This window comes from Vreelandella sp. F11 (genome assembly GCF_042466685.1).
Classification (GTDB): Bacteria; Pseudomonadota; Gammaproteobacteria; order Pseudomonadales; family Halomonadaceae; genus Vreelandella.
Genome location: NZ_CP170448.1, coordinates 2,896,726 through 2,918,374, shown reverse-complemented (window position 1 = coordinate 2,918,374; position 21,649 = coordinate 2,896,726). Strand labels below are relative to the sequence as shown.

Here is a 21,649-nt window from a genome sequence, read left to right as displayed (position 1 = left end):
ATCAGAAGGTAATCAATATGTTGCAAGTTAATGATTTACACGTCTCCGTCGAAGGTAATGAAATCCTCAAAGGCCTTACCCTGACTATCAAGGCGGGTGAAGTGCACGCCATTATGGGGCCGAACGGCGCGGGTAAATCGACTCTATCCGCGGTGATTGCCGGTAAAGATGGCTACGAAGTCACCCAGGGCACGATTACCTTTGAAGGCAAAGACGTGCTGGAGATGGAGATCGAAGAGCGTGCCCAGGCCGGTTTGCTGCTGGGTTTCCAGTACCCGGTGGAGATTCCAGGGGTTAAGAATATCTACTTGCTGAAGTCGGCACTTAATGCCCAGCGGGTAGCTCGCGGCGAAGGCGAAATGCCCGCGCCGGAGTTTATGAAGCTGGTTAAAGAGAAGTTGGGCTACATGAAAATGGATGCCAGCTTCTTGCAGCGCGCCGTTAACGAAGGCTTCTCCGGTGGTGAGAAAAAGCGTAACGAGATCCTGCAAATGCTGGTGCTTCAGCCGAAACTTGCCATGCTGGATGAGATCGATTCGGGGCTGGATATCGACGCCATGAAAGTGGTCGCCGATGGTGTCAACAGTCTGCGTTCAGAAGAGCGCGCCATTCTGCTGGTGACTCACTACCAGCGCTTGCTGGATTACATCGTGCCAGATCAGGTTCACGTCCTGGTCGATGGCCGTATTGTCAAAACCGGCGACGCTGAGCTGGCCAAACAGCTGGAAGCCAACGGGTACGAAGGTATCGAGGAGTCTGTGGCATGAGCGATACGCAAACCTTTTTAGATACGCTGAAGGCGCGCAGCTCAAACTACACGGCGGAGCCCACCTGGATCGCCGCGCGTCGCCAAGCCGGTGCTGCGCGTTTTGAAGCACTGGGTTTTCCTACTCGTCGTGATGAAGAGTGGAAGTACACCGACGTGCGCTCGATCGCCCAGGGTAACTTTGCCCTCGCTGACAACGCCGAGTTCTCTCAGGCCAACGCCGCTGCGCTAACGCTGCCGATTGATGCTTACCGGCTGACGTTTGTGGATGGTGTTTTCTCATCGACGCTCTCAGATCTGGATTCCCTGCCGTCAAGCGTTCAGGTGTTACCGCTCTCCAAGGCGCTAGCAGAGAACCACGAAGCCGTAGGTGGCCCGCTGGGGCGCTTGACCGGGGTTGATTTCTCGCCCTTCGCCGCGCTTAACACGGCCTTTATGGAAGAGGGCGCCGTGGTGCGTATCGCACCGGGTACCGTGGTTGAGAAACCGATCCTGCTGCAGTTTCTGTCCCGGGCGGGCCAGCCAGTAATGTGCCACCCGCGTGTATTGGTAGAAGCCGGAGGGCGTAGCGAAGCGACGCTGATCGAGCACTATACTGGCGAAAGCGAAGCGACTAACTTCACCAACGTGGTGGGTGAACTGATGCTTGACCGTGGCGCAATCCTGGCCCACTACAAGCTACAGGAAGCGCCGTTGGGCGATATGCACGTGGCGAGCATTCACGTGGAGCAAGCCCGCGACACGCGCTACACCTCCTACAACCTGAGCCTGGGCGGCGCGCTGGTACGCAACGACTTGATTAGTGATTTGAATGGCCAGGGGGCGGAAACCAACTTCCTGGGCCTCTTCTTTGGTCAGGGGCGTCAGCACGTCGACAACCACACCAAGGTCAACCACAATGCGCCGCTGACGTTCTCCAATGAGAACTACAAGGGCATTCTGGATGACCGCGCCCACGGGGTGTTTAACGGCAAGGTGTACGTCAAGCGCGATAGTCAGAAGATTGAAGGTTTTCAGAGCAACCAAAACCTGCTGCTATCGGATCGCGCCCACATCGATGCCAAGCCGGAGCTTGAGATCTATGCGGATGACGTCAAGTGCTCACACGGCACCACTACGGGCCAGTTAGACGAAGAGGCGATCTACGCGCTGCGTACCCGCGGTATCGATGAAGCCACTGCCCGGGGTCTGCTAACGCTCGCTTTTGCTGGCGAAGTGTTGGAAAAAGTGACTCTGGATGAGATTGCCGAGCGTGTTGAATTAGCGGTTGCTGGCAAGCTGCCGGAGCGCTTCAATCTTGCCGGGCTTGTCGAAGCGGCGGTTTCACTTAACGACTAGCGCCACTACCAATCAGGAGCGTCTGATGTCACATCCCGTTATTGAGCCAACGCCCAGCTTGTCGCAAGAGAGCCCTGCGCAAGCGACCTTTGATGTTATGCGCCTGCGTCAGGACTTCCCGGTGCTGAGCCGTGAGGTGCACGGCAAGCCGCTGATCTATTTAGACAATGCGGCGACCAGCCAGACACCTCAGCAGGTGATTGACGTGTTTAGCGATTACTACTCGCGCTATAACGCCAATATTCACCGTGGGCTGCATACCCTTGCCGATGAGGCGACGGCGGCGTTTGAAGGCACGCGCCAGCGGGTTAAGGCGTTCCTTAATGCGGAAGATGCGCGTCAGATCATCTTTACCCGCGGCACCACGGAAGCGATAAATCTGGTCGTTCATAGCTGGGGGCGCAGCAATCTTGCTCCCGGCGATGAAGTGCTGATTTCGATGCTTGAACACCACTCCAATATTGTGCCTTGGCAACTGCTGGCCGCCGAGATGGGCTTTACCATCAAGGTGATTCCCGTTGAGGCTAACGGCGCGCTGGATATGGCCGCTTACCGCGAACTGCTGAGTGAGCGCACCAAGCTAGTGGCGGTTAACCATGTCTCCAATGCGTTGGGCACCGTTAACCCGGTGCAAGAGATGGCAGCCCTGGCCCATCAGCAAGGTGCGTTGATTTTAATTGATGGCGCGCAGGCAGCACCGCACCAAGTGGTTGATGTGCAGGCCATCAATGCCGACTTCTATGCTTTCTCAGGCCATAAAGTGTATGGGCCGACCGGCGTAGGTGTGCTTTACGGCAAGCAGGCACTGCTTGAAGCTATGCCACCCTGGCAGGGCGGTGGTGAGATGATCAGCACCGTCTCTTTTGATGCGGGCACCACCTTTGCCGCTATTCCGCATAAGTTTGAAGCGGGCACGCCCGCTATTGCGGAAGTGATCGCCCTAGGGCGGGCCATCGAGTGGATGGAGAGCATCGGTATCGCCGCCATTGGTAGCTGGGAAGGAGAGTTGCTTGAGCACGCGACCCAGGCCGTTGGCCAAATCGATGGACTGCGTATTTTAGGCACGGCGCCTAATAAAGCGGCGGTGCTCTCTTTTATCGTGGAGGGCGCTCACTCCCAGGATATCGGTCTGCTGATTGATCAGCTTGGCGTCGCTATTCGTACCGGTCACCACTGTGCCCAGCCCCTGTTGCATCATTTCGGGGTTGACGCGACGTGCCGTGCTTCATTTGCGGCGTATAATACCCTCGATGAAGTGGATCGCTTTGTGGAAGCACTCCAGCGAGTCATTGGTATGGTGCGTTAAGGTCGGTTCTTTAAGAATCGTCATTTAAGGACAGTTATGGATCTTGAGCAAGTTGCCAGCCTCGAACGTGGCCAACAGTTACCGCTCCAGCGCGATGTGGAGGCCATTGCCATTCCGTTTGGTAGCACGGAAACATTGGCCGAGGATAGCGTTGTTAGCGTTATGCAGGCGAAAGGCAGTACGGTAAGCGTCGGTTTTGAAGGGCGCCTCTACTTGATAGAGGGGCGCAACCTGGATGCCTTGGGACTTGAGTCGCTACCACGTCCTACGCTGCCCGAAACGGCTACCGAGGAAGAAATAGAGCAGTTCGTGTGGGATCAACTGCGCACCTGCTTTGACCCAGAGATCCCGGTCAATATCGTTGACCTGGGCTTGGTTTACGGCTGCCGCATTGAGCGCCTTATCAGCGGCGAGCGGCTTGTTACCATCCGCATGACGTTAACGGCGCCCGGCTGTGGGATGGGTGATGTGATCGCGGCGGATGCGCGCAATAAGATTCTTGGTGCGCCACAGATCAGCAAAGTGCACACCGAAATAGTCTTCAGCCCACCCTGGAGCCGTGACATGATGAGTGACGAGGCCAAACTTGAACTCGGCATGTTCTAATCCCGGCTGGGGAGCTGGATGCATAACGTTTTGTTAATATGGCTAAAGCGTTTATTAATGTCGCTAGGAGCACTATTGCTGCTGGCGACATTGCTGTTTATAGGTGGTAACTTTTGGGTACTCGCGACGACTGCCGCTTATATTGAGCGTCAGCCACAGCAGTGTCGCCCGGCAGAGGTGGGAATTGTCTTTGGTACCTCTCACTGGACGCGTAGAGGAGGACGAAATCCGCACTTCCATGCGCGTATGCGAACCGCTGCTACCTTAATTGAACAGTCCCAGGTCGAGCATCTGTTGCTTTCAGGGGATAATCGTACCCAGGCGTATAACGAGCCACGGGCAATGTGGCGCGAGCTGTATCGACGTGGGGTCGCGTCTGAGCAGTTGACCATGGATTTTGCGGGCTTTAGTACCTATGACACACTGGCGCGTGCCCGGGATGTCTTTCAGTTGGAGAAAGCCCTGTTGATTACCCAGAGCTGGCATCTTCCCCGCGCGGTGTATATTGGCCGTGCGCTAGGTATCGATGTTACTGGCTGCGTGGCGGATGACCCTACGGTAACAGTGGGGTGGCGTTTAAAGCTGCGCGAGTGGGCAGCGCGGGTGGCCACCCTGGGCGATCTCTATGTATGGGGGAGGGCGCCCTATTTTCTCGGTACGCCCGAGCCCATTGAGTTGCCTAGGCGGGCGCCCATCGATCTTATTCTGCCCTCGCTTAACGAGCGTTTTGCAGCCCCTTAACGGTGCGTTTTGCGCTTTTGTAGCGCATATAGCTCGCGGATAAGCTTACGGCACCCCTGCATGCACTCTTCTACCACCGGTTCGATCGGATCGGGTAGCGGGTGGGTATACAGCGAGGAGAGCGCCTGCATTAAGACACGCTCTTGCTCCAGTAGCTCATTGATGAGTACTTGGCTATCGTTGCCTACAAAGCTTTTTAGGCGGCTCCACAGCCATAAAAAGTCATCGCGCTCAACGTCTGCATCCCGGGGCAGCATTTTCAAATGCGCACGGGCAAGCTCCTGCAGCTGGCGCATCTGCTTGAGCCGCGCAGCGTAATGCGGCTTTAAAGCGTCACGCAGCGAGGGGCGCAGGCGTTCAATATTGTCTTGGAAATAATCAATGCTATCGGCCAGCGCTTCCAATACGCTGTCCATCGCCACTTGGCGATTATCGAGAAACATGAGCGTCTACCTCCTTCGGTGACGCAGATTGTGGGGGTGACAGCGACTATTTGCCACCCCCGAAGCGGATTATTTTAATATTTTGCCTTAGCCTTTAGGCTTGGGCGGCGCTTTACGGGCTGGCATGGCGTTTCTTTCTATGTGTTCAATGATCATTCCCGCAATATCCTTGCCGGTGGCGTTCTCAATGCCGAACAAACCAGGCGAAGAATTGACCTCCATAATCACCGGGCCGTGATTAGAGCGCAGCAAGTCGACGCCAGCGACACGCAGGCCCATGGCCTTGGCTGCACGGATCGCCGTTGAGCGCTCTTCAGGGGTGATGCGGATCACGCTGGCGGTACCACCGCGATGTAGGTTCGAGCGAAACTCACCGTCAGCCGCCTGACGCTTCATTGAAGCCACCACTTTATCGCCGATCACGAAGCAGCGAATATCGGCACCGCGTGCCTCTTTGATGTACTCCTGCACCATGATGTTAGCTTTCATGCCCATGAACGCTTGAATGACGGATTCAGCGGCCTGGTTGGTTTCCGCCAATACCACGCCAATCCCCTGGGTGCCTTCGAGGAGCTTGATGACCAGCGGTGCACCTTTGACCATGGTGATCAGGTCGGGAATATCATCAGGGGAGTGGGCAAAGCCGGTAATCGGCAGCCCCAGCCCTTTGCGTGACAGCAACTGCAGTGAGCGCAGCTTATCCCGTGAGCGGGTAATCGAGACGTTATCGTTGATAACGTAGGTGCCCATCATTTCAAATTGACGTAGTACCGCACAGCCATAAAAAGTCACCGACGAACCAATGCGCGGGATCACCGCATCGAAAGGCTCAATCTCTTCGCCTTTATAGTGAATCGAAGGGTGGTGCGAGGTGATGCTCATATAGCAGCGCAGGGTATCCACCACGCGGGCGGTATGGCCGCGCTGCTCTGCGGCTTCTACCAAGCGGCGGGTAGAGTACAAGTTGCGATTGCGTGACAGCAGAGCGATATGCATTTAAGAGACTCCGAGCCTAGGTTAAGGCGACTAAATAAGGGATTAAGGCTCACCGTGCAAAAATGCCGCACCGGGTGCCACCATGAGACGGCGCATGGCGCGGCGTCCTAGTAGCATGGGGTGGCGCATATTGCTGCGGTCAGTAAGGGTCAGTTCAACAGGAAAATTCAAATCGCCCATCTGCATAGGGGTACGTATGACATAACGCCACTCGCTATGACCGTTGGAGCTGGTCACTCGGCGCCGATCATGCAAGTGTAAGCTGTAGCGGTGGGCCGGTGTTTCCGGGCCGCCACTGTGGGTAATAAAACTGACCCATAGTTGACCATGTTCATCTTCGTGTGTCTCTATCTCTTCTGCATGCAGAGCAGATGTTCGTGCGCCAGTGTCAGCTTTACAGCATAGGTGAAGCCCAAGCTCAGGTAGCGTCACCATCTCACGGCGGCCAATGACCGCCTTGGCCTGATAGGGTAATTCCTTCACGGCTCACTCCTTGCAATTAAAAATGACATCGAATCAAGCGTTCCTTTGGGACATCATCAGTGCCAGGCGGCGTTGAATAGGGGTGCCAGTAGGGGCATCTCGCAGCGCCATCATGACCGGTAAGCGTAGCCTAGGAATTAACGCAATATCACGTACCACGGCGGCAAAATCGCTACGCTCATCTTCTGCTAAACGTTGCAGAAAAAGCGGCAGACGCTCTGCATCTTCCAAATAGCCCCAGCCACGACCGGCTATCGCCGCCAGAACATCAGGCCCGCAGGCCGCAGTGTCATTGAGTAAGGCCGTATACCAATCGCCCACCGCTGATGCGTCCGTATTACCCACTGCACGCAGACAGGCACACAGGGTTTCAATGTCGCCCACTTGTGCGGCGTCTTCTCCACATCGTCGCAGTGCAACAACTAACGGCTCCGGCAACGGCTGGTGCTCTAAACAGTAGCACAATGAGTGAATAACGGTGGTGGGCAGTTCAGGCAGCCGCAGTGCTAGCGATTCGGCGTCAGGTGTGTCCATACGCACGACGTAATCGGCAATCCCTTGTAACCCCAGCGCCTGCCAATCAATCGTTTGCTGGCCGCTCAAGTAGGCCTCAACCGGCTCAAAATGTTGGCTGGCCGCCAGCCCACGCTCGTGTGTGGCGCGGGCATTGAGCATCGCTTGGAAGGTGACGCTAGGTGTGAAGGCGAGGGGATTATCCTTCATTAGGTGATCCACGTCCGCTGTTTCTTTACGGCCTACTTGCGCAACGGCACGGCCTAACGTCTCCAGCAGCCGGTTTAAAAACGCATCGCGCTGGGCGGGGGCTATCATACCCTGCTCATCCAACGGCAAGGCTAAGAACCAAATGGCAGGCTCAGGCATATCGCCAAGCCGAAACACGATGGCTAGGCGTGCCTGGCTCTGCCAGGGCTCAGGCCAGGCCAATTCGCCACTCTCGAAGGCAGCGAGTGACTCCCGTGGGCAGGGGGCGACATGGCGTCCCATATGGAAAAGGGTAACCTCACCACCGCTGCGGGTAAAAAACTCATCAAGGGTTTTAATTGGTTGCATGACATCCTTCCGCTTTGCAAGCGTGCACTCTACCTTGCTGATGTGGCACTGTCAGCCGCAGTGACTGATAAACATGGTGTAAATGGCAGAGCCTTAAGGCATTAGCATTAATGACAATGCGGTTAAAAATTAATCAACTTTGCTAAAGCCCCATGAGAGCAAGCGTTGCGACACCTTTCCATAGTTTATCCACAGGCTCGTGCAGGTTTTCTGTGAGTCTATGGATAACTTCCCGCGAGTGTTGATAGGTGGCAAGGCGCCCGCTGAGTGGGGATAATAGGCAGACGATATACTTATTCATTTTACAAGGTAGTGACAAGCGACTTTATGAGTACTTATCAACCGTTGCAGACAGCGCTCTTAGAGCTTGAAGCGTCGATGAAAGCCGCCGATCTATGGCGTATGCCAACACCCGATGCAGAGGCATTTGCCAGCCAGCAGCCGTTTTGCATCGACACCATGTCGCTGCCGCAATGGATACGCTTTGTGTTTATTGCCCGCTTGAACGCCCTGATGGATGCGCGTGCCGCTATGCCCGCAAAGTGCGAGGTGGCTCCCGCCGTGGCGGCCTACTTGCAGCAGGAAAAAACACCCGCTCACCATCAACTGCTGATTGTGCGTGCGGTAGAGAAGGTCGACCAGATCGTCACTGAAAGCACTTAAAGCGGCATATCACTAAACGCACAAAGCCCACCGTGAGGCAGGCTTTGTGGATAATATCCGCTAGCGGTTTTGCAGGCGGCTTAGAAGCGGTAGCTGAGGCCTGCCATGACCACGAGAGGGTCGATCTCAACAGTACCTGCCGCCGCACCGTTAACGCTGGCATCGGTATCGATGTCGATGTACCAAGCTGCGGCGTTCAGCGCCCAGTGATCATCAATCAGTAGATCAACGCCTACCTGGCCCGCTGCACCCCAGGAGTCATCCAGGTCTAAATCACCAATCGCCAGCTCTTCATCGGAGAAGTAGGTGTAATTAATACCGGCGCCGACATAGGGCTGTACGCGCGACTGGGTGCCGCCCAGCGGGTAGTACTGTAGCGTTAAGGTCGGCGGCAGGTGCTTGGTCGAGGCGATATTATCGCCGTTCAAATGAATGTCGTGTTCAAACGGTAGTGCGGCCAGGAGTTCAACGCCGACTTTATCGTGAAAACGATAGCCCAAAGTAAACGCGAAATCGGTTTTATCCTGTACATCCACGGACAGCGCACCGTTGGCTAGCGAGCCGTTGTCACTTTTAGGGGCGACTTTGGCAACACCCACGCGGGTGAAGAAGTCACCAGCGCCGTAGGCAAATACCTGGCTGCTGGTCATCATTGCCGCAGCGGCAACAGAGGTTACAAGTAGGGTAGGCAGGGCGGCTTTACGCATGGGTTCACTCCTGGTGTTAAAACAGTCAGTTTTAAACGACTAACTAGTTGCAAAGCTGGGCGGCCATTCGATAGCCGCTTAACGATGAAGCCAGTGTAACGAGACCCAGGGAGTGGATTATTGACCCAGGGCAAGGGTTGTTAGACAAACGTTATCGTGGGATAGGGGGGGGCCAGGGAGGTCGAATTCAGGAGCGGGCTGCTGGCCATTTGACTGGCCCATTTGACTGGCCCATTTGTATGGATGTATGCGCAGCGATATGAAGTATTTTTAGTTTGCGATGCGTGTTTTTCTGGTATGCTCGGTAATAGGCATGTTTGAATGTTAATGAGTTTTTTATAAAAAAATCATTAAAAAACAACTTGATATACATGTTTTAATTTTTATTGACAATACTAAAAAATAGTCACAGATGATGATATGAGTGAGCATTTTCAAGTCAGCACTGATATGTGAGTTGAGGCTTGTAATTTGCTAATGATGTATTTTAAGTATTTGATATTGTTGTATTTAAAGAAAATCCCATCTGGAGGAATAAACTGTTAGCACGAGGCTGGAAAATACCTACTTTAACTCCTCAAAAAGGATAATGCATGGCTAAAGTAAATTTGGATGCCCTAATCCCACGAGAAGACTTTGCGGTAAATGAAGGTAATTCAACATCGCAGTTTGGGCAGACCCTGCAAATTCGGGATCTAGAAAAAGGGTCTTTTTTTTACCCAGTTCTCCGAAAGCCAGATTTCCAGAGGGAAACAGCAGATTGGGCTCCTGAACGAATTGCTAGCTTTATAGAGAGTTATATTGGTGGAGACTTGATCCCTGCAATAATTCTGTGGCAAGCAGGTTCCAACATTTTCGTGATCGACGGAGGTCACCGACTTAGTGCGTTGATTGCATGGGTTCACGATGACTACGGCGATGGTGATATTTCTAGAGTTTTTTTCGAGCAGAAAATTTCCGACGATCAGAAAGATATTGCCGAAAATACTCGGAAGTTGATTGCAAGGCGTGTTGGCTCTTATAAAGACATCCAGCATGCGGCACAGTATCCTGATCGTTCAGAAGAAGATCATGCGGAAAGAGCTAAAAAACTTGGATTTATAGCTTTACAGCTTCAGTGGGTAAAAGGGGACGCAGAGAAAGCTGAGGAATCCTTTTTTAAGATCAATCAACATGCGGCGCCCATAGATAAAACTGAGCTTCGTGTTCTTAAGTCTCGAAAGAAGCCAAATGCCATTGCTTCGCGTGCTATAATTAGAGCTGGAACTGGACATAAATATTGGTCTAAATTTTCATTTAATATACAAGCTGATATTGAGAAAATATCTAACGAAGTTAATGACCTTTTGTTTATGCCCAAGCTTCAAACGCCTATCAAAACTTTGGATCTGCCCGTGGCTGGTAAAGGTTATTCAGCCGCATCATTGCCACTTCTATTAGATTTTGTAAATCTTGTGAATGATGTGTCTGCAGAGTCCAAATTAGAAGATGACCCTGATGGGGAAAAGACAGCCCTCTTTCTCAAAGAGGTAAGGCGTCTCCTGAATAGGATTACCGGCATACATCCCTCTTCTCTTGGTCTTCACCCTGTAGTTTATTTCTACAGTGCAGCAGGTCGTTATCAGCCTACAGCTTTTTTGGCAGTTGTATCCTTCTTAAAATGGGTTGATAGAAAGGGTAGGTTTTCTCATTTCACTGATGTCAGAGAGCAATTTGAGTCCTTCCTTTTAAGATACAAGTCTATACCTAATCAAATGGCCAACAAACTTGGTAGTGGTTCTAAGGGGGGCGCAAAGAGGCTCGCTGACTTTTATCAAACTCTTTTCGAATCGCTTATAGATGGTAAGTCTGAGGAGGAGATTAAAGAAATGGCAAAGGCAAATGAAAGATATTCATTTATTCAATTTGAAGAGCACTTTGTCGAATCAACTCAGGAGAAATTCTCGACTAATGTAAAGTCGGCCACTTTTATAAAGGATGCATTGGCAAATCCAATAAAATGTAAAATTTGTGGCGGGCTAATCCACAGGAATTCAATTACAGTGGATCATGTTGAACGAAAAAGGGAAGGCGGTGCAGGAATACAAGATAATGCACAAATCACACATCCATATTGTAATACCACCTATAAGAATTAGCGTCTGCTGCCAATTTAAGTGCTAGTAGTACGCTTCAACGGGGGGCGTGAGCCGTCGTTGTGCTTGACGTTAGCAGCCTATAGGGGTTCGGAGATGAAGAAAGGAGCGATGTACCTCGACTACGAGGGAAAGCCTCAGTTCAAGGTTAATGTAACTCGTTTTATATTAAGGGAGAGTGAGTTGGTTTTCGATTTTTCGGGTTCTGATGAAGGGGCTAGGTATTCGGGTAGCTGTCAGTTAAGTCGAAATGAAAATTCATTCGAGGGTGATGCCCGGTATCGATACGCAGGCGAATCAAATGAGAACAGGGCCAGAATAGAGCTTATGCTGCACGTAAATTCCAATGAAATCTTAGTGACCGGGGTTTGGACTGACGAGGGAGAAACGATACCTTATGACCTCCATGCTGAGCTTTGTGATGATAGCAGCTAGCACATATGAGCCTGCTCACTGTAGTAGGCCGCAGGTTTTTTTATTGGCAGCGTGAGCGGCTAATATCAGTGATCTTCATCTGACATGGTTGATGTGGATGTCTTACTGTGAGGCTAACTTGTTGTGGTAGTTCGCCACGGCTAGACCGGGTGATTCCTTACAGGTTGTTTTGGGGCACTATAAATTCATCAGTTAACCTTAACCTGCATTCGTCCTATTCAAACAGCAGGTTACTTTGCCATCCGCAGTTATTTTCTGGTTCATCGCCAGTGTAATCGTGCATGCCTGAAGGGTGGATGGAGGACGAGTGACGCGATTAAGAAAGTCAAAGGCAGCCTGAAAACCGGCTGCCAGATGAAAAAAAGCCACTAACGAGTAGTGGCTAACTATTGATTACTGAGACGGTCTGGGAGGAGGGCGAGCGGCCTCAATGATCCGCTCACCTCCTAAGCTCCCACCATTCAACGCCGACCTATTCAGCCGTTGCCAATAGGCTGGCGTTGCCGCCCGCGGCGGTGGTGTCGATACATAGATGGCGCTCCACCACGTAGCGATCCGGCGAGATGGTCTGGGTTTCGAGCGGTATGATGGCGCCGTCGCGTTTGGCCAGCGCAATGCGCAGTTCACGCGTCCAGTCGCTGTTGCCAGCGGCGGCCACCGCTGCAATCCCTTTGACCTCGCTCAACGTCTCGGCTGAAACGTTGCCATCAAGCCCGGCTACCGGTGCGCCTGCATCGGTCAGCGGTTTCACCGCCTGCTCGGCACCCGGCGCGACTATGACAGCGGCACAGCCAGCGCCTAGGGCCTGCGCTGCTTGAGCAATGGCGATATCCAGGGTTGGCCCAAGGCACAGCACCACGCCCTTGGGGTACATTGCCAGACGGTTGCTTTCACCTGTCGGCCCCGGCAGCGTCTGCGCCGTCATATCCAGCGCTGCCGTTTCGGCAAGCGCCTTACGGATTACACCGCCTTTACCGGAGAGTGCCTTGCGCAGTACCTCAATGCGATTGGGTCGTACCGCCCAGTTGCGTGCATCCAGCCCGTCGAAGGCCGCTTGGAGGTCGCTGAGCGAAACGGCGTTCCCCTCAGGTGCTTCGTGGCGCTCAGCCTCCGCGGTGCGGCGGAAACGGTTGACGTAGAGCGGGCCACCGGCCTTGGGCCCGGTGCCCGAAAGCCCCTCGCCACCGAACGGCTGGGAGCCAACAATGGCGCCAATTTGGTTACGGTTGACGTAGACGTTGCCGACATGGATGCGCTCGACGATTTGCTGCACGCGGTCGTCGATGCGGGTATGCAGGCCGAAGGTTAGCCCGTAGCCCTTACCATTGATGTCGTCGACTACCTTATCGATATCCCGCGCCTTGAAGGTGGCGACGTGCAGCACCGGGCCGAAAATTTCACGTTCGAGATCTTCGATGCCGCCAACGTCGATCACCGCCGGGGTGACGAAGGTGCCGTTCTCCGGTGCGGACAGCTTCTTGAGCACTTTGCCGGCTTTCTCTTGTGCTGCCACATAGTCGCTGATTTCGGTCTGGGCATCGGTGTCGATCACCGGCGAAACGTCGGTGTCCGTGTTCCAAGGGTCGCCAATGGTGAGTGCGTCCATGGCGCCGTAGAGCATGTTGAGCAGGCGGTCTCGGGCCTCTTCCTGGACATACAGCATGCGCAGCGCGGAACAGCGCTGACCAGCTGACTGGAAGGAGGAGATCAGGATATCGCGCACCGCTTGTTCGGTCAGCGCTGTGGAGTCCACGATCATGGAGTTTAGCCCGCCAGTTTCGGCGATCAGTATTGCATCGGAGCCCGCGTTCTCGGCCAGCGCTTTGTGGATGATTTGGGCTACCGGGGTCGAGCCGGTGAAGCAGACCCCAGCGATACGTGGATCGCTGGTCAGCGGGCCACCTACCGTTGGGCCATCGCCAGGCAGTAGCTGTAGCGCCGCTTCCGGTAAGCCAGCTTCACGCATCAGCTCGACGGCGCGGGCGGCGATCAGCGGCGTCTGTTCGGCGGGCTTGGCGATTACCGCGTTACCGGCCACTAAGGCAGCAGCAATCTGCCCGGTGGTGATGGCCAGGGGGAAGTTCCATGGGCTGATGCAGACGAAAATGCCGCGGGCGCTGCCGGGCTCTTCCGCTTCCAACCGCTCGCCTTCGTTGGCGTAGTAGCGTAGGAAATCCACCGCTTCGCGCACTTCGGCGATACCATCGAACATCATCTTGCCCGCTTCACGGGTGGTGATCACGGTTAGCTCAGCGATATGTTCTTCGTAGAGGTCGGCGGTGCGGCGCAGTACCGCGGCGCGCTCGGCCGCTGGGCGTGCAGACCACTCTTTAAAACCTTGTTCGGCGGCGTCGAGGGCAGTGGTGACCTCTTCCGGGGTGGCTTCATGCACCTTGCCAATTACCCGTGAGCCGTCGGCAGGGGAGACGGCGTCGCGCGCCGGGCCCTGGGGAGCGGGGTTGCCCACCAGCATGGGGCCTGCTGTCCAGGTGGCGTCGGCAAACGTTTCGCGAGCATTGAGCAGTGGCAGGATTGAGGCGGGCTCATTGATCCGGTAGCCCTTGGAGTTTTTGCGCTCAGGCGCAAACAGCTCGCCAGGCTGGCGGATCAGGGGGCTTGAAACGTCGTTGCCGAGCTGCTTAAAGCCTTCAATGGGATCCCTTGATACATCGCTTGGTGGAATCGAGCTATCAACTACCTGGTTAACGAACGACGAGTTTGCACCGTTCTCCAGCAGGCGGCGTACCAGATAGGCTAGCAGGTCGCGGTGCGCGCCAACCGGGGCATAAATACGGCAGTGGGTGCCTTCTGTCTCTTTGACGATGTGGTGGAGCGATTCGCCCATGCCGTGCAGGCGTTGGAACTCGTAGCTGTCCTTGTCGTCGCCCGCCATTTCTGCGACGGCGGCGCAAGTGTGGGCATTGTGGGTGGCGAACTGCGGATAGATGCGGTCGCGACGGTCGAGCAGCATCTGCGCGCAGGCCATGTAGCTGACATCGGTGTTGACCTTGCGGGTGAAGACCGGGAAGGTCTTGACGCCCATCTCCTGAGAAAGCTTGATCTCGGTATCCCAGTAAGCGCCTTTCACCAGGCGTACCATGATCTTGCGGTTAAACCGCTCGGCGAGTTCGTAGAGGGTTTCGATCATCGGCGCGGCGCGGCGCCCGTAAGCCTGCACGACGACCCCGAAGCCATCCCAACCGTCCAGACTGGGGTCGGCCATTAGCGCCTCAATCACGTCAAGAGACAGATCCAATCGATCCTGCTCTTCGGCGTCGATATTGAAACCGATATTGGCCTTGGCCGCCTGCTGCACCAGCTCTTTGGCCCGGGGCAATAGCTCTGCCATCACCGTGTCACGGTGGGTGTATTCATAGCGCGGATGCAGCGCCGAGAGTTTTACCGAAATACCGGGGCTGCCGCGCACATCACCTTTGGCCTGCTCGGCGATGGCGGAGATCGCCTTGGCATAAGCCTCGTGATAGCGGACGGCATCTTCGTCAGTGCGCGCCGCTTCGCCCAGCATGTCGTAGGAGTAGGTGTAGCCCTGTTTCTCGAGTTCACGGGCATTCTTCATGCCTTCGTCGATGGTCTGGCCAAGCACGAACTGGCGGCCAAGAATCTTCATCGATTGACCAACCGCCTTACGTACCACCGGCTCGCCCATACGGCGAACCAGGCCGCGCAGCGCCCGTGTTGGGCCCTTGGGATCCTCTTCCAGTACCTTGCCGGTCAGTAGCAGTGCCCAGGTCGAGGCATTGACCATGGACGAAGACGACTTGCCCAGGTGGGCGCCCCAGTCGGAGGGCTCGATTTTGTCGTGGATCAGGTCATCGATGGTTTCCGCATCGGGCACACGCAGCAGCGCTTCTGCCAGACACATCAGGCCAACGCCCTCGGTGGTCGAGAGCCCGTACTCGGCCAGGAACGCCTCCATCATTGAGGGCGATCTCTCTTTACGCACACGCTCCACGTAGTTGGCACCGACAGCAGCGACCTTCTTGCGGTCATCCTCCGACAGCTTGATACGCTCTAAAAGCCCGTGCAGCACATCTGCCTCGTTGGCATCATAATGGCTGCGAATGCGTGAGCGTAGATCACTCACGTCGCTATGCAGATGATCGTTCATACAGGGTCTCTCCTTGCTAGCCGACAGGTTGGCGTTGCTGCGCCGGTTAGAATGTAGTCATTCTCTAACCTGAAGAGGGCTCCCGCGGGAGCCCTCTTGATACGCTAAATGTATCTTGAGCGCTTATTTGCGTTCGATATGCTGATATTCACCGACATCGTCGGTGGCATTGCTTACGACGATGATGGCAATGAAGGAGGCGATAAAGCCAGGGATAATCTCGTAAACGCCCGGGCCACCCATAAAGGAGCCGTTCCAGCCGAGTGCAATCCAGACCATTACGGTGAGTGCGCCTACCACCATGCCTGCGATAGCACCATTGCCGTTGGTGCGTGACCACATCAGCGATAGGATAATCAGCGGGCCAAAGGCAGCACCGAAGCCTGCCCAGGCGTTACTGACCAGCCCTAGAACCTGGGAGTTTTCGTCAGAGGCAATAACCGCTGCGACAATGCCCACCAGCACTACACTGACACGGCCAACGGCCACACACTGTGCCTCAGAGGCTGTCTTGTTCAGGAATAGACGGTAGAAGTCTTCGGTGAGTGACGAAGAGGCCACCAACAGCTGACTGGAAACGGTGCTCATGACCGCAGCAAGCAGTGCTGCATAGAGGAAGCCGGTAATCAGCGGATGGAATAGCAGGTTTGCCAGGACGATAAAGATGGTTTCCGGATCTTCGATATCCAGGCCATTACGGATGGCATAAGCGCGGCCAAAGATACCCAGAGACACAGCACCGATCAGCGAGATAAGCATCCAGCCCATGCCGATGTTGCGGGCAATCGGTACATCCTTGAGTGTCCGGATGGCCATGAAGCGCACAATGATATGCGGCTGACCGAAGTAACCCAGCCCCCAGGTGACTGCCGAGAGCCAGCCAATAAAAGTGAGCCCCGAGGTCCAGGAGAGTAGAGTAGGGTCGACCTCATTCAGCGTTTGTGAGGCCTGCGAAAAGCCGCCGCCACCTTCACCAAAGAGTACCACCGCCGGCATGATCACCAGGGCCAGCATCATGATGCAGCCCTGTACGAAGTCGGTCATGCTCACGGCCAGGAAACCACCGACAACGGTGTAAATAAGCACCACGCCCAGGGTGATCATGACGCCCATGGCGTAGTTGCTCATATCCCCGAAGTTGTAAATGCCTGAGAACGCGCTTTCAAACAGCTTGCCGCCAGCCACCAGGCCTGAGGCCGTGTAAACGGCGAAAAATACGACGATGACGATGGCCGACACGGTACGCAGTGACATGGATCGGGTCGGGAATCGGTTTGCCAGGAAGGCTGGGATGGTGATCGCATTGCCATAGTGAACGGTCTGTTCACGTAGGCGCGGAGCGACCAGAATCCAGTTGAATAACGCCCCAACGAGCAAACCAATGCCGATCCAGGCGGAACCCAAGCCAGAGACAAACATTGCCCCAGGTAAACCCAGCAGCAACCAGCCACTCATATCCGAAGCACCGGCCGACAGAGCCGCTACTTTAGGGCTGAGGGTACGACCACCCAGCATGTAATCTTCAGAGGAAGAGGTGGATTTGCGCATCGCATAAATACCGATGGCGACCATGAGCACAAAGTACGCAATGAGACTGATCCAGACACCTATAGCCATGTAACTTCTCCAGTTCGTCAGGAAGGAACTAGGTCCGACCTATTGGTGCGGTCACCGGGTAGAGCCCAGTAGTAAACCGCGTTGTTTTTATTGCCCCTGTTGTTTATTCACGTCAGAAGGCCAAACGAGCATCCACCAATCATTAAGTCAGAGAGCTTGTTGGTACCTTGGTAAGCAGTGATCCCTATATTATTGTCGACCATAAGTTAGTTTCCTGTTCAGGAGTTCAGGTTCATGATGTTGATGAGTGGCTCACTCATCCCCTAGCGCCAGCAGCGACGCGTTCCCGCCTAATGCAGCGGTGTTATTGGTATTGGTTTCCTCAGCCACGAAACGTTGTAGGTACAGAGCAAATGGGTAACAGGGCATGACGCCCAAGTAAATAAGCGAATGTAGAGTGCCGTCATCTCTGGTGTATGTTGATTCCACGGCAAAACGTGTCAATTCCGCGGTAAGATCAGCAGTTATACGACTTTAGTAGAGCTTTTGCTGGCTTGCTACTGTCCCTAAAGCAGCTTTTGATGGATTAATGGCTACCGGTGGTGCATCCGCTTGGCGTAATTTGCGTGGCGACAATCCGTAACTGCGACGAAATGCATGAGAGAGTGCACTTTGGTTGGCAAACCCGGTTTGAATCGCAATATCCGTGAGTGGCAGGCGACTTTGCAGGATCAGCTGTCGGGCGGCATGCAGACGTTGGCGCTTTACGTACTGCCAGGGTGAAAGCCCCGTTTGAGCACGAAAGCAGTCGGAAAAGTGCGCTTCGCTTAGACAGGCTAGCCGCGCTAGATCAGCAACGCGCAGATCCTCCGCGAGGTGCTGGCGAATAAAGCGGTTGATCCGCGTCAAATCCAGACGCTGCTGAGCACTGTTAGCGGCAGTACCCAGGCGCGCCTTGAGTGAGCCCAGCAGTGTGGCGGCTAAACGGTCTTGCTGAAAGGAGTTAGTCGACGTATCAAACCCTTGAGCAAGCTCGCTTTGCATAAATTCCAGGTAGTGGCGCAGAGCGTTATCCAGGCCAAAAAAGCGTGGGGCATCGAATAGCGCTACCAGTTCGCGATTCTCGCCGGTTAGCGCGGGAGCGTCTTCCGGAAGATCGAAAATTAACTGACGGTTATGACCGTAACCTGAGTAGTAATGCTCGTGGTTTGCGGGAACGATACAGCCCGAAAAGGCATTGACTCGGCCACCTAAGCCTTCAATTTCAAATTCTGAAGAGCCGCACAGCGTAATCACAATCTGATGAAAATCATGGGTGTGGTGATGGGTAGCGCTAGCTAGCGGTATCTGTCGAATAGTGCTGGGCATGCAGTTCTCCTGAATTGCATTAGGTCATTTGCAGTCGGACTCCTGAACCGCAAAACGCCTTTAAACCGCGTCAGCTACTGCTGGCGAAGGGCAGTGTGGGCGTGTAAGTGGTCGCGAAGGGCCTGCAGTTCTGCCTGACCTTCCTGATTGAGAAGTGGCTTACCTTGGGCAACCATCCACCGCCGTCCATGCTGCTCCATTAAGTGCGCAGCGCGACGTCTAATATTGTCCAAGTACTCGTTGTGTCGAATGGGGTAACCGATTATTGCGTTCCACTCGGTTTCGCTCACTTGGCTGTTGAGCGCCTTATCAAACACCGCTAGTAAATCTTTGGGCTCAGTGCGGTAGCGTGGGGTGCTTGACGTCATCAGCACCAGCATTACCGCACCAATGACGAGTAAGCAGACTCCAAACACTAATAAATACAGCGCCATTCGCTCTGCTCCTGGGCGTCATCCGTTAATAAATAGCTACGTTATTATACGCTTGACGCCGCTAGGGTCGAAAATTTTACTTTTTTGCGAACTTTTACTTCACAGCGTGTCTGAGTATGTACAGGCAACATCGCGATAGCAGTCGCTAAAGTTGTTGTTCTGGCTCTATTGTTTTGATCCCTTGCTTCCGCTACTCCCTGAGTAGCGGTTTTTTTTGGCTAAAGATTTTTTCTGTCAAAAGCTTGCCTTGGGCGTTAACAACCCTGCTAATGGCGGCGAATAGCTAATAGCGCTATCAGGATATCACGTCGTGTCACGATTCCTACCAGCCGCTGCTGCTCAACCACCGGATAGACTTTAGGTTTTGAGCCCAGCATCTCCTGGGCCAGGTCGGTTATGCTTTTATTGGGAGAGACACTGAGCACTTCGTGGCGCATCATCTCTTTTACCAAGGGTGCTTCGTCATCATGGTAAATACTGTCCAGCACACGGCCCATGACATCCTGTTCTGAAATAAAGCCAATTAAACGATCGGCATCATCCACGACCGGCGCGCCGGGCAGGCGGTGAAGTGCCAGCCCTTTAGCCAAGGTGGTGACCGAGGCGTTGGGTGAGACACGGTAGCAATCGCGGGACATGATATCGCGGACAGTGCTGGGGGTTGCTCTATTCATCATGGACACTCCTTGCTCATCGTAGTAATCGCTATGGCAAGCAGGGCATCGCAAGCAAAGCGATCTGGTCTAAGTGCTAAAGTAGCAGCGACTCTTTCACTGTAGGTGATTTAATCCGCACTGTTTTGTCTGCAAGCTGTCTTCATTCAACGCTGTAAGTACTGAATTTTCTGAGCCGTTAATTTTCTAACCACCCAAATGACCTGCAAATTAACGCATTAAGGAGCCACCCATGGATGCACGTGAGTACTTAAATCGCAAAGGGGTGGGGCTTGACCGAGACCCTGATCGGCCGAATACCTTGGAGGAGAAAGCCTGGGAGCGCGCACGGGGGGCCGGGCACCAACGGCCAAAATCGGGGACGCCTCACGATTGGGAAGATTGGGAGCGTCACCACGATGATCTTGCTGAAGGGGCTGAAACCCTAGAGCAGAAAATTGATAAAGAGGCCCATCGGCTTGCCCAAGAGCGGGCCGCAAAAGCTTCCACTGAGACCGCTTCCAGCACTGTGGAGCACTTCACACCGCCACCTAAAGCTGAATCAGCTGCTGTCGAGGTCGAACCACCCAGAGCGGCCCCTGAGCCACAAACAGAGCAAACTGCGCCTGAGCCTGGAGCGTTAAAGCTTGCCTATTATGCGCTGGCGATACTCCTGCCTCCGCTGGCGGTGGGTTTAACCCTGGGGGGAGGCAAACGTGTTGGTTTAGCCGTGCTGCTCACGCTAGCAGGATGGCTGCCAGGCGTTGTGCATGCGGTTTGGTGGTTGCAGCGGCGTTAACTAGCACCTACTAAAGGCGTTTACTGCTTGGCACTCCCCTTCAAGTGCGTATAATTCGCGTAAACTAAATAATAGATTGAGGTTTACGATGGGTTATCTGATCGGCGTCACTGCTCTATGGGCCTTCTCCTTTTCGCTGATAGGGGTCTATCTAGCGGGCCAGGTCGACAGCTACTTCGCGGTGCTGCTGCGGGTAACGCTTGCTACGCTGGTGTTCTTACCGTTTTTACGCCCAAGCTTGCTGCAAGTTAAACAGCGGCTGGCGCTGATGGGCTTAGGCGCCATCCAGTTGGGCGTGATGTACACTTTCTTCTATCAATCTTTTCTGCTGCTATCGGTACCTGAAGTCCTGCTATTCACTATTTTTACGCCTATTTATATCGCGTTGCTGGATGACCTGCTGTTTGGGCGTTTTACACCGATCTATCTTGTCACCGCGCTACTCGCGGTAGTTGGGGCAGGGGTTATACGCTATGACGGCGTTGATAGCGGCTTCTGGACAGGCTTTTTAGTTGTTCAGGGGGCCAACCTCTGTTTCGCGCTTGGCCAAGTGGGCTATCGTCGTCTAGCCGCTGACCTACCGCCCACACTGGCATGGCATAACGTGTTTGGCTGGTTCTTTATTGGCGCGATGATCGTAGCTCTACCCGCCTATTTACTGTTTGGTAACAGCGCAGCACTGCCAACCACCTCACTGCAGTGGGGCGTCCTTGCATGGTTGGGGCTGGTCGCGTCTGGTGTCGGCTATTTTGCCTGGAACCAGGGGGCCACCAAAGTGGATGCTGGCACGCTGGCGATTATGAACAATGCCCTGGTTCCGGCTGGGTTAATCGTCAATTTAGTGATCTGGAACCGCGATGCGGATATTCCGCGCTTGCTGTTGGGGGCAGTTATTATGGCCGCCTCTCTATGGCTCAACCACTGGTGGTGTCAGCGCCGGCAAGTGGCCGTTAGCTAAGCCTATTTGCCCGATAGCTGAGGTGTCCCCATAATGGCGGCTTATGTTAGCGAGAGTCGGC

At 54.3% G+C, this 21,649-nt stretch carries 19 protein-coding genes; 9 read left to right on the top strand and 10 right to left on the bottom strand.

Going from position 1 to position 21,649, the window contains the following annotated elements; genetic code table 11:
• The first annotated feature begins 17 nt into the window (after positions 1 to 17).
• From sufC to ACFIOZ_RS13360, 5 genes are read left to right on the top strand one after another with little or no spacing between them, the layout of a single operon-like run.
• Positions 18 to 767 (top strand): Fe-S cluster assembly ATPase SufC, encoded by a 750-nt coding sequence (gene sufC, locus ACFIOZ_RS13380; RefSeq protein WP_386078528.1) that lies wholly within the window; start codon positions 18 to 20, stop codon positions 765 to 767.
• Entirely contained in the window at positions 764 to 2,104 is a 1,341-nt protein-coding gene (sufD, locus tag ACFIOZ_RS13375; protein WP_386078525.1) for a Fe-S cluster assembly protein SufD, read from the top strand. The genes sufC and sufD overlap by 4 nt, the downstream gene beginning before the upstream one ends.
• A gap of 25 nt (positions 2,105 to 2,129) precedes the next feature.
• Complete coding sequence (locus ACFIOZ_RS13370) at positions 2,130 to 3,410, top strand: cysteine desulfurase (protein ID WP_386078522.1); 1,281 nt, start codon at positions 2,130 to 2,132, stop codon at positions 3,408 to 3,410.
• A gap of 36 nt (positions 3,411 to 3,446) precedes the next feature.
• Positions 3,447 to 4,016, top strand: a complete 570-nt coding sequence (sufT, locus tag ACFIOZ_RS13365; RefSeq protein WP_386078519.1) for a putative Fe-S cluster assembly protein SufT — start codon at positions 3,447 to 3,449, stop codon at positions 4,014 to 4,016.
• 18 nt (positions 4,017 to 4,034) lie between these two features.
• On the top strand, positions 4,035 to 4,757 hold the full coding sequence (locus ACFIOZ_RS13360; protein WP_386078516.1) for a SanA/YdcF family protein: 723 nt from the start codon (positions 4,035 to 4,037) through the stop codon (positions 4,755 to 4,757).
• Here ACFIOZ_RS13360 and ACFIOZ_RS13355 read toward each other — a convergent pair.
• The 4 genes from ACFIOZ_RS13355 to ACFIOZ_RS13340 all read right to left on the bottom strand — a co-directional run bounded on the left by ACFIOZ_RS13355 (position 4,754) and on the right by ACFIOZ_RS13340 (position 7,750).
• Positions 4,754 to 5,200, bottom strand: coding sequence for a hypothetical protein (locus ACFIOZ_RS13355; protein ID WP_064233230.1), 447 nt, complete (start codon positions 5,198 to 5,200; stop codon positions 4,754 to 4,756). The two genes, ACFIOZ_RS13360 and ACFIOZ_RS13355, sit on opposite strands and share 4 nt — an antisense overlap.
• Positions 5,201 to 5,287: 87 nt before the next feature.
• Positions 5,288 to 6,196: a 30S ribosomal protein S6--L-glutamate ligase gene (gene rimK / locus ACFIOZ_RS13350; protein ID WP_386078513.1), complete on the bottom strand. Its 909-nt coding sequence runs from the start codon at positions 6,194 to 6,196 to the stop codon at positions 5,288 to 5,290.
• Positions 6,197 to 6,238: 42 nt separating this feature from the next.
• A complete protein-coding gene (locus ACFIOZ_RS13345) occupies positions 6,239 to 6,679 on the bottom strand; it encodes an ATP-dependent zinc protease (protein ID WP_088700492.1) in 441 nt (146 codons plus the stop codon).
• A gap of 33 nt (positions 6,680 to 6,712) precedes the next feature.
• Positions 6,713 to 7,750: a DUF3549 family protein gene (locus tag ACFIOZ_RS13340; protein ID WP_386078510.1), complete on the bottom strand. Its 1,038-nt coding sequence runs from the start codon at positions 7,748 to 7,750 to the stop codon at positions 6,713 to 6,715.
• A gap of 327 nt (positions 7,751 to 8,077) precedes the next feature.
• Here ACFIOZ_RS13340 and ACFIOZ_RS13335 point away from each other — a divergent pair, with 327 nt between their 5' ends.
• Entirely contained in the window at positions 8,078 to 8,413 is a 336-nt protein-coding gene (locus tag ACFIOZ_RS13335; RefSeq protein WP_022522982.1) for a YqcC family protein, read from the top strand.
• 80 nt (positions 8,414 to 8,493) lie between these two features.
• Here the strand turns inward: ACFIOZ_RS13335 and ACFIOZ_RS13330 are convergent, their stop codons facing one another.
• Positions 8,494 to 9,120: an OmpW/AlkL family protein gene (locus ACFIOZ_RS13330; protein WP_386078507.1), complete on the bottom strand. Its 627-nt coding sequence runs from the start codon at positions 9,118 to 9,120 to the stop codon at positions 8,494 to 8,496.
• 593 nt (positions 9,121 to 9,713) lie between these two features.
• On the opposite strand from ACFIOZ_RS13330, the gene ACFIOZ_RS13325 reads away from it, so the two are divergent.
• Positions 9,714 to 11,258, top strand: coding sequence for a GmrSD restriction endonuclease domain-containing protein (locus ACFIOZ_RS13325; protein WP_386078505.1), 1,545 nt, complete (start codon positions 9,714 to 9,716; stop codon positions 11,256 to 11,258).
• Between the two features lie 904 nt (positions 11,259 to 12,162).
• Here ACFIOZ_RS13325 and putA read toward each other — a convergent pair.
• From putA to ACFIOZ_RS13300, 5 genes are all read right to left on the bottom strand, one after another.
• On the bottom strand, positions 12,163 to 15,819 hold the full coding sequence (putA, locus tag ACFIOZ_RS13320) for a bifunctional proline dehydrogenase/L-glutamate gamma-semialdehyde dehydrogenase PutA (protein ID WP_386078502.1): 3,657 nt from the start codon (positions 15,817 to 15,819) through the stop codon (positions 12,163 to 12,165).
• 123 nt (positions 15,820 to 15,942) lie between these two features.
• Positions 15,943 to 17,436, bottom strand: a complete 1,494-nt coding sequence (putP, locus tag ACFIOZ_RS13315; protein WP_386078500.1) for a sodium/proline symporter PutP — start codon at positions 17,434 to 17,436, stop codon at positions 15,943 to 15,945.
• Between the two features lie 474 nt (positions 17,437 to 17,910).
• Entirely contained in the window at positions 17,911 to 18,744 is an 834-nt protein-coding gene (locus ACFIOZ_RS13310) for an AraC family transcriptional regulator (RefSeq protein WP_386078497.1), read from the bottom strand.
• A gap of 74 nt (positions 18,745 to 18,818) precedes the next feature.
• Entirely contained in the window at positions 18,819 to 19,178 is a 360-nt protein-coding gene (locus ACFIOZ_RS13305; RefSeq protein ID WP_226250973.1) for a hypothetical protein, read from the bottom strand.
• A gap of 266 nt (positions 19,179 to 19,444) precedes the next feature.
• Positions 19,445 to 19,852 carry a CBS domain-containing protein gene (locus ACFIOZ_RS13300; protein ID WP_386084080.1) on the bottom strand — a complete coding sequence of 136 codons (408 nt, stop codon included), beginning with the start codon at positions 19,850 to 19,852 and terminating at the stop codon, positions 19,445 to 19,447.
• 232 nt (positions 19,853 to 20,084) lie between these two features.
• Between ACFIOZ_RS13300 and ACFIOZ_RS13295 the strand changes: the two genes are divergently transcribed.
• Together ACFIOZ_RS13295 and ACFIOZ_RS13290 are read left to right on the top strand one after the other, a co-directional pair.
• Positions 20,085 to 20,630 carry a YqaE/Pmp3 family membrane protein gene (locus ACFIOZ_RS13295; RefSeq protein WP_386078494.1) on the top strand — a complete coding sequence of 182 codons (546 nt, stop codon included), beginning with the start codon at positions 20,085 to 20,087 and terminating at the stop codon, positions 20,628 to 20,630.
• An 88-nt stretch (positions 20,631 to 20,718) separates the two neighbouring features.
• Entirely contained in the window at positions 20,719 to 21,588 is an 870-nt protein-coding gene (locus ACFIOZ_RS13290; RefSeq protein WP_386078491.1) for a carboxylate/amino acid/amine transporter, read from the top strand.
• The last annotated feature ends 61 nt before the right edge of the window (positions 21,589 to 21,649 follow it).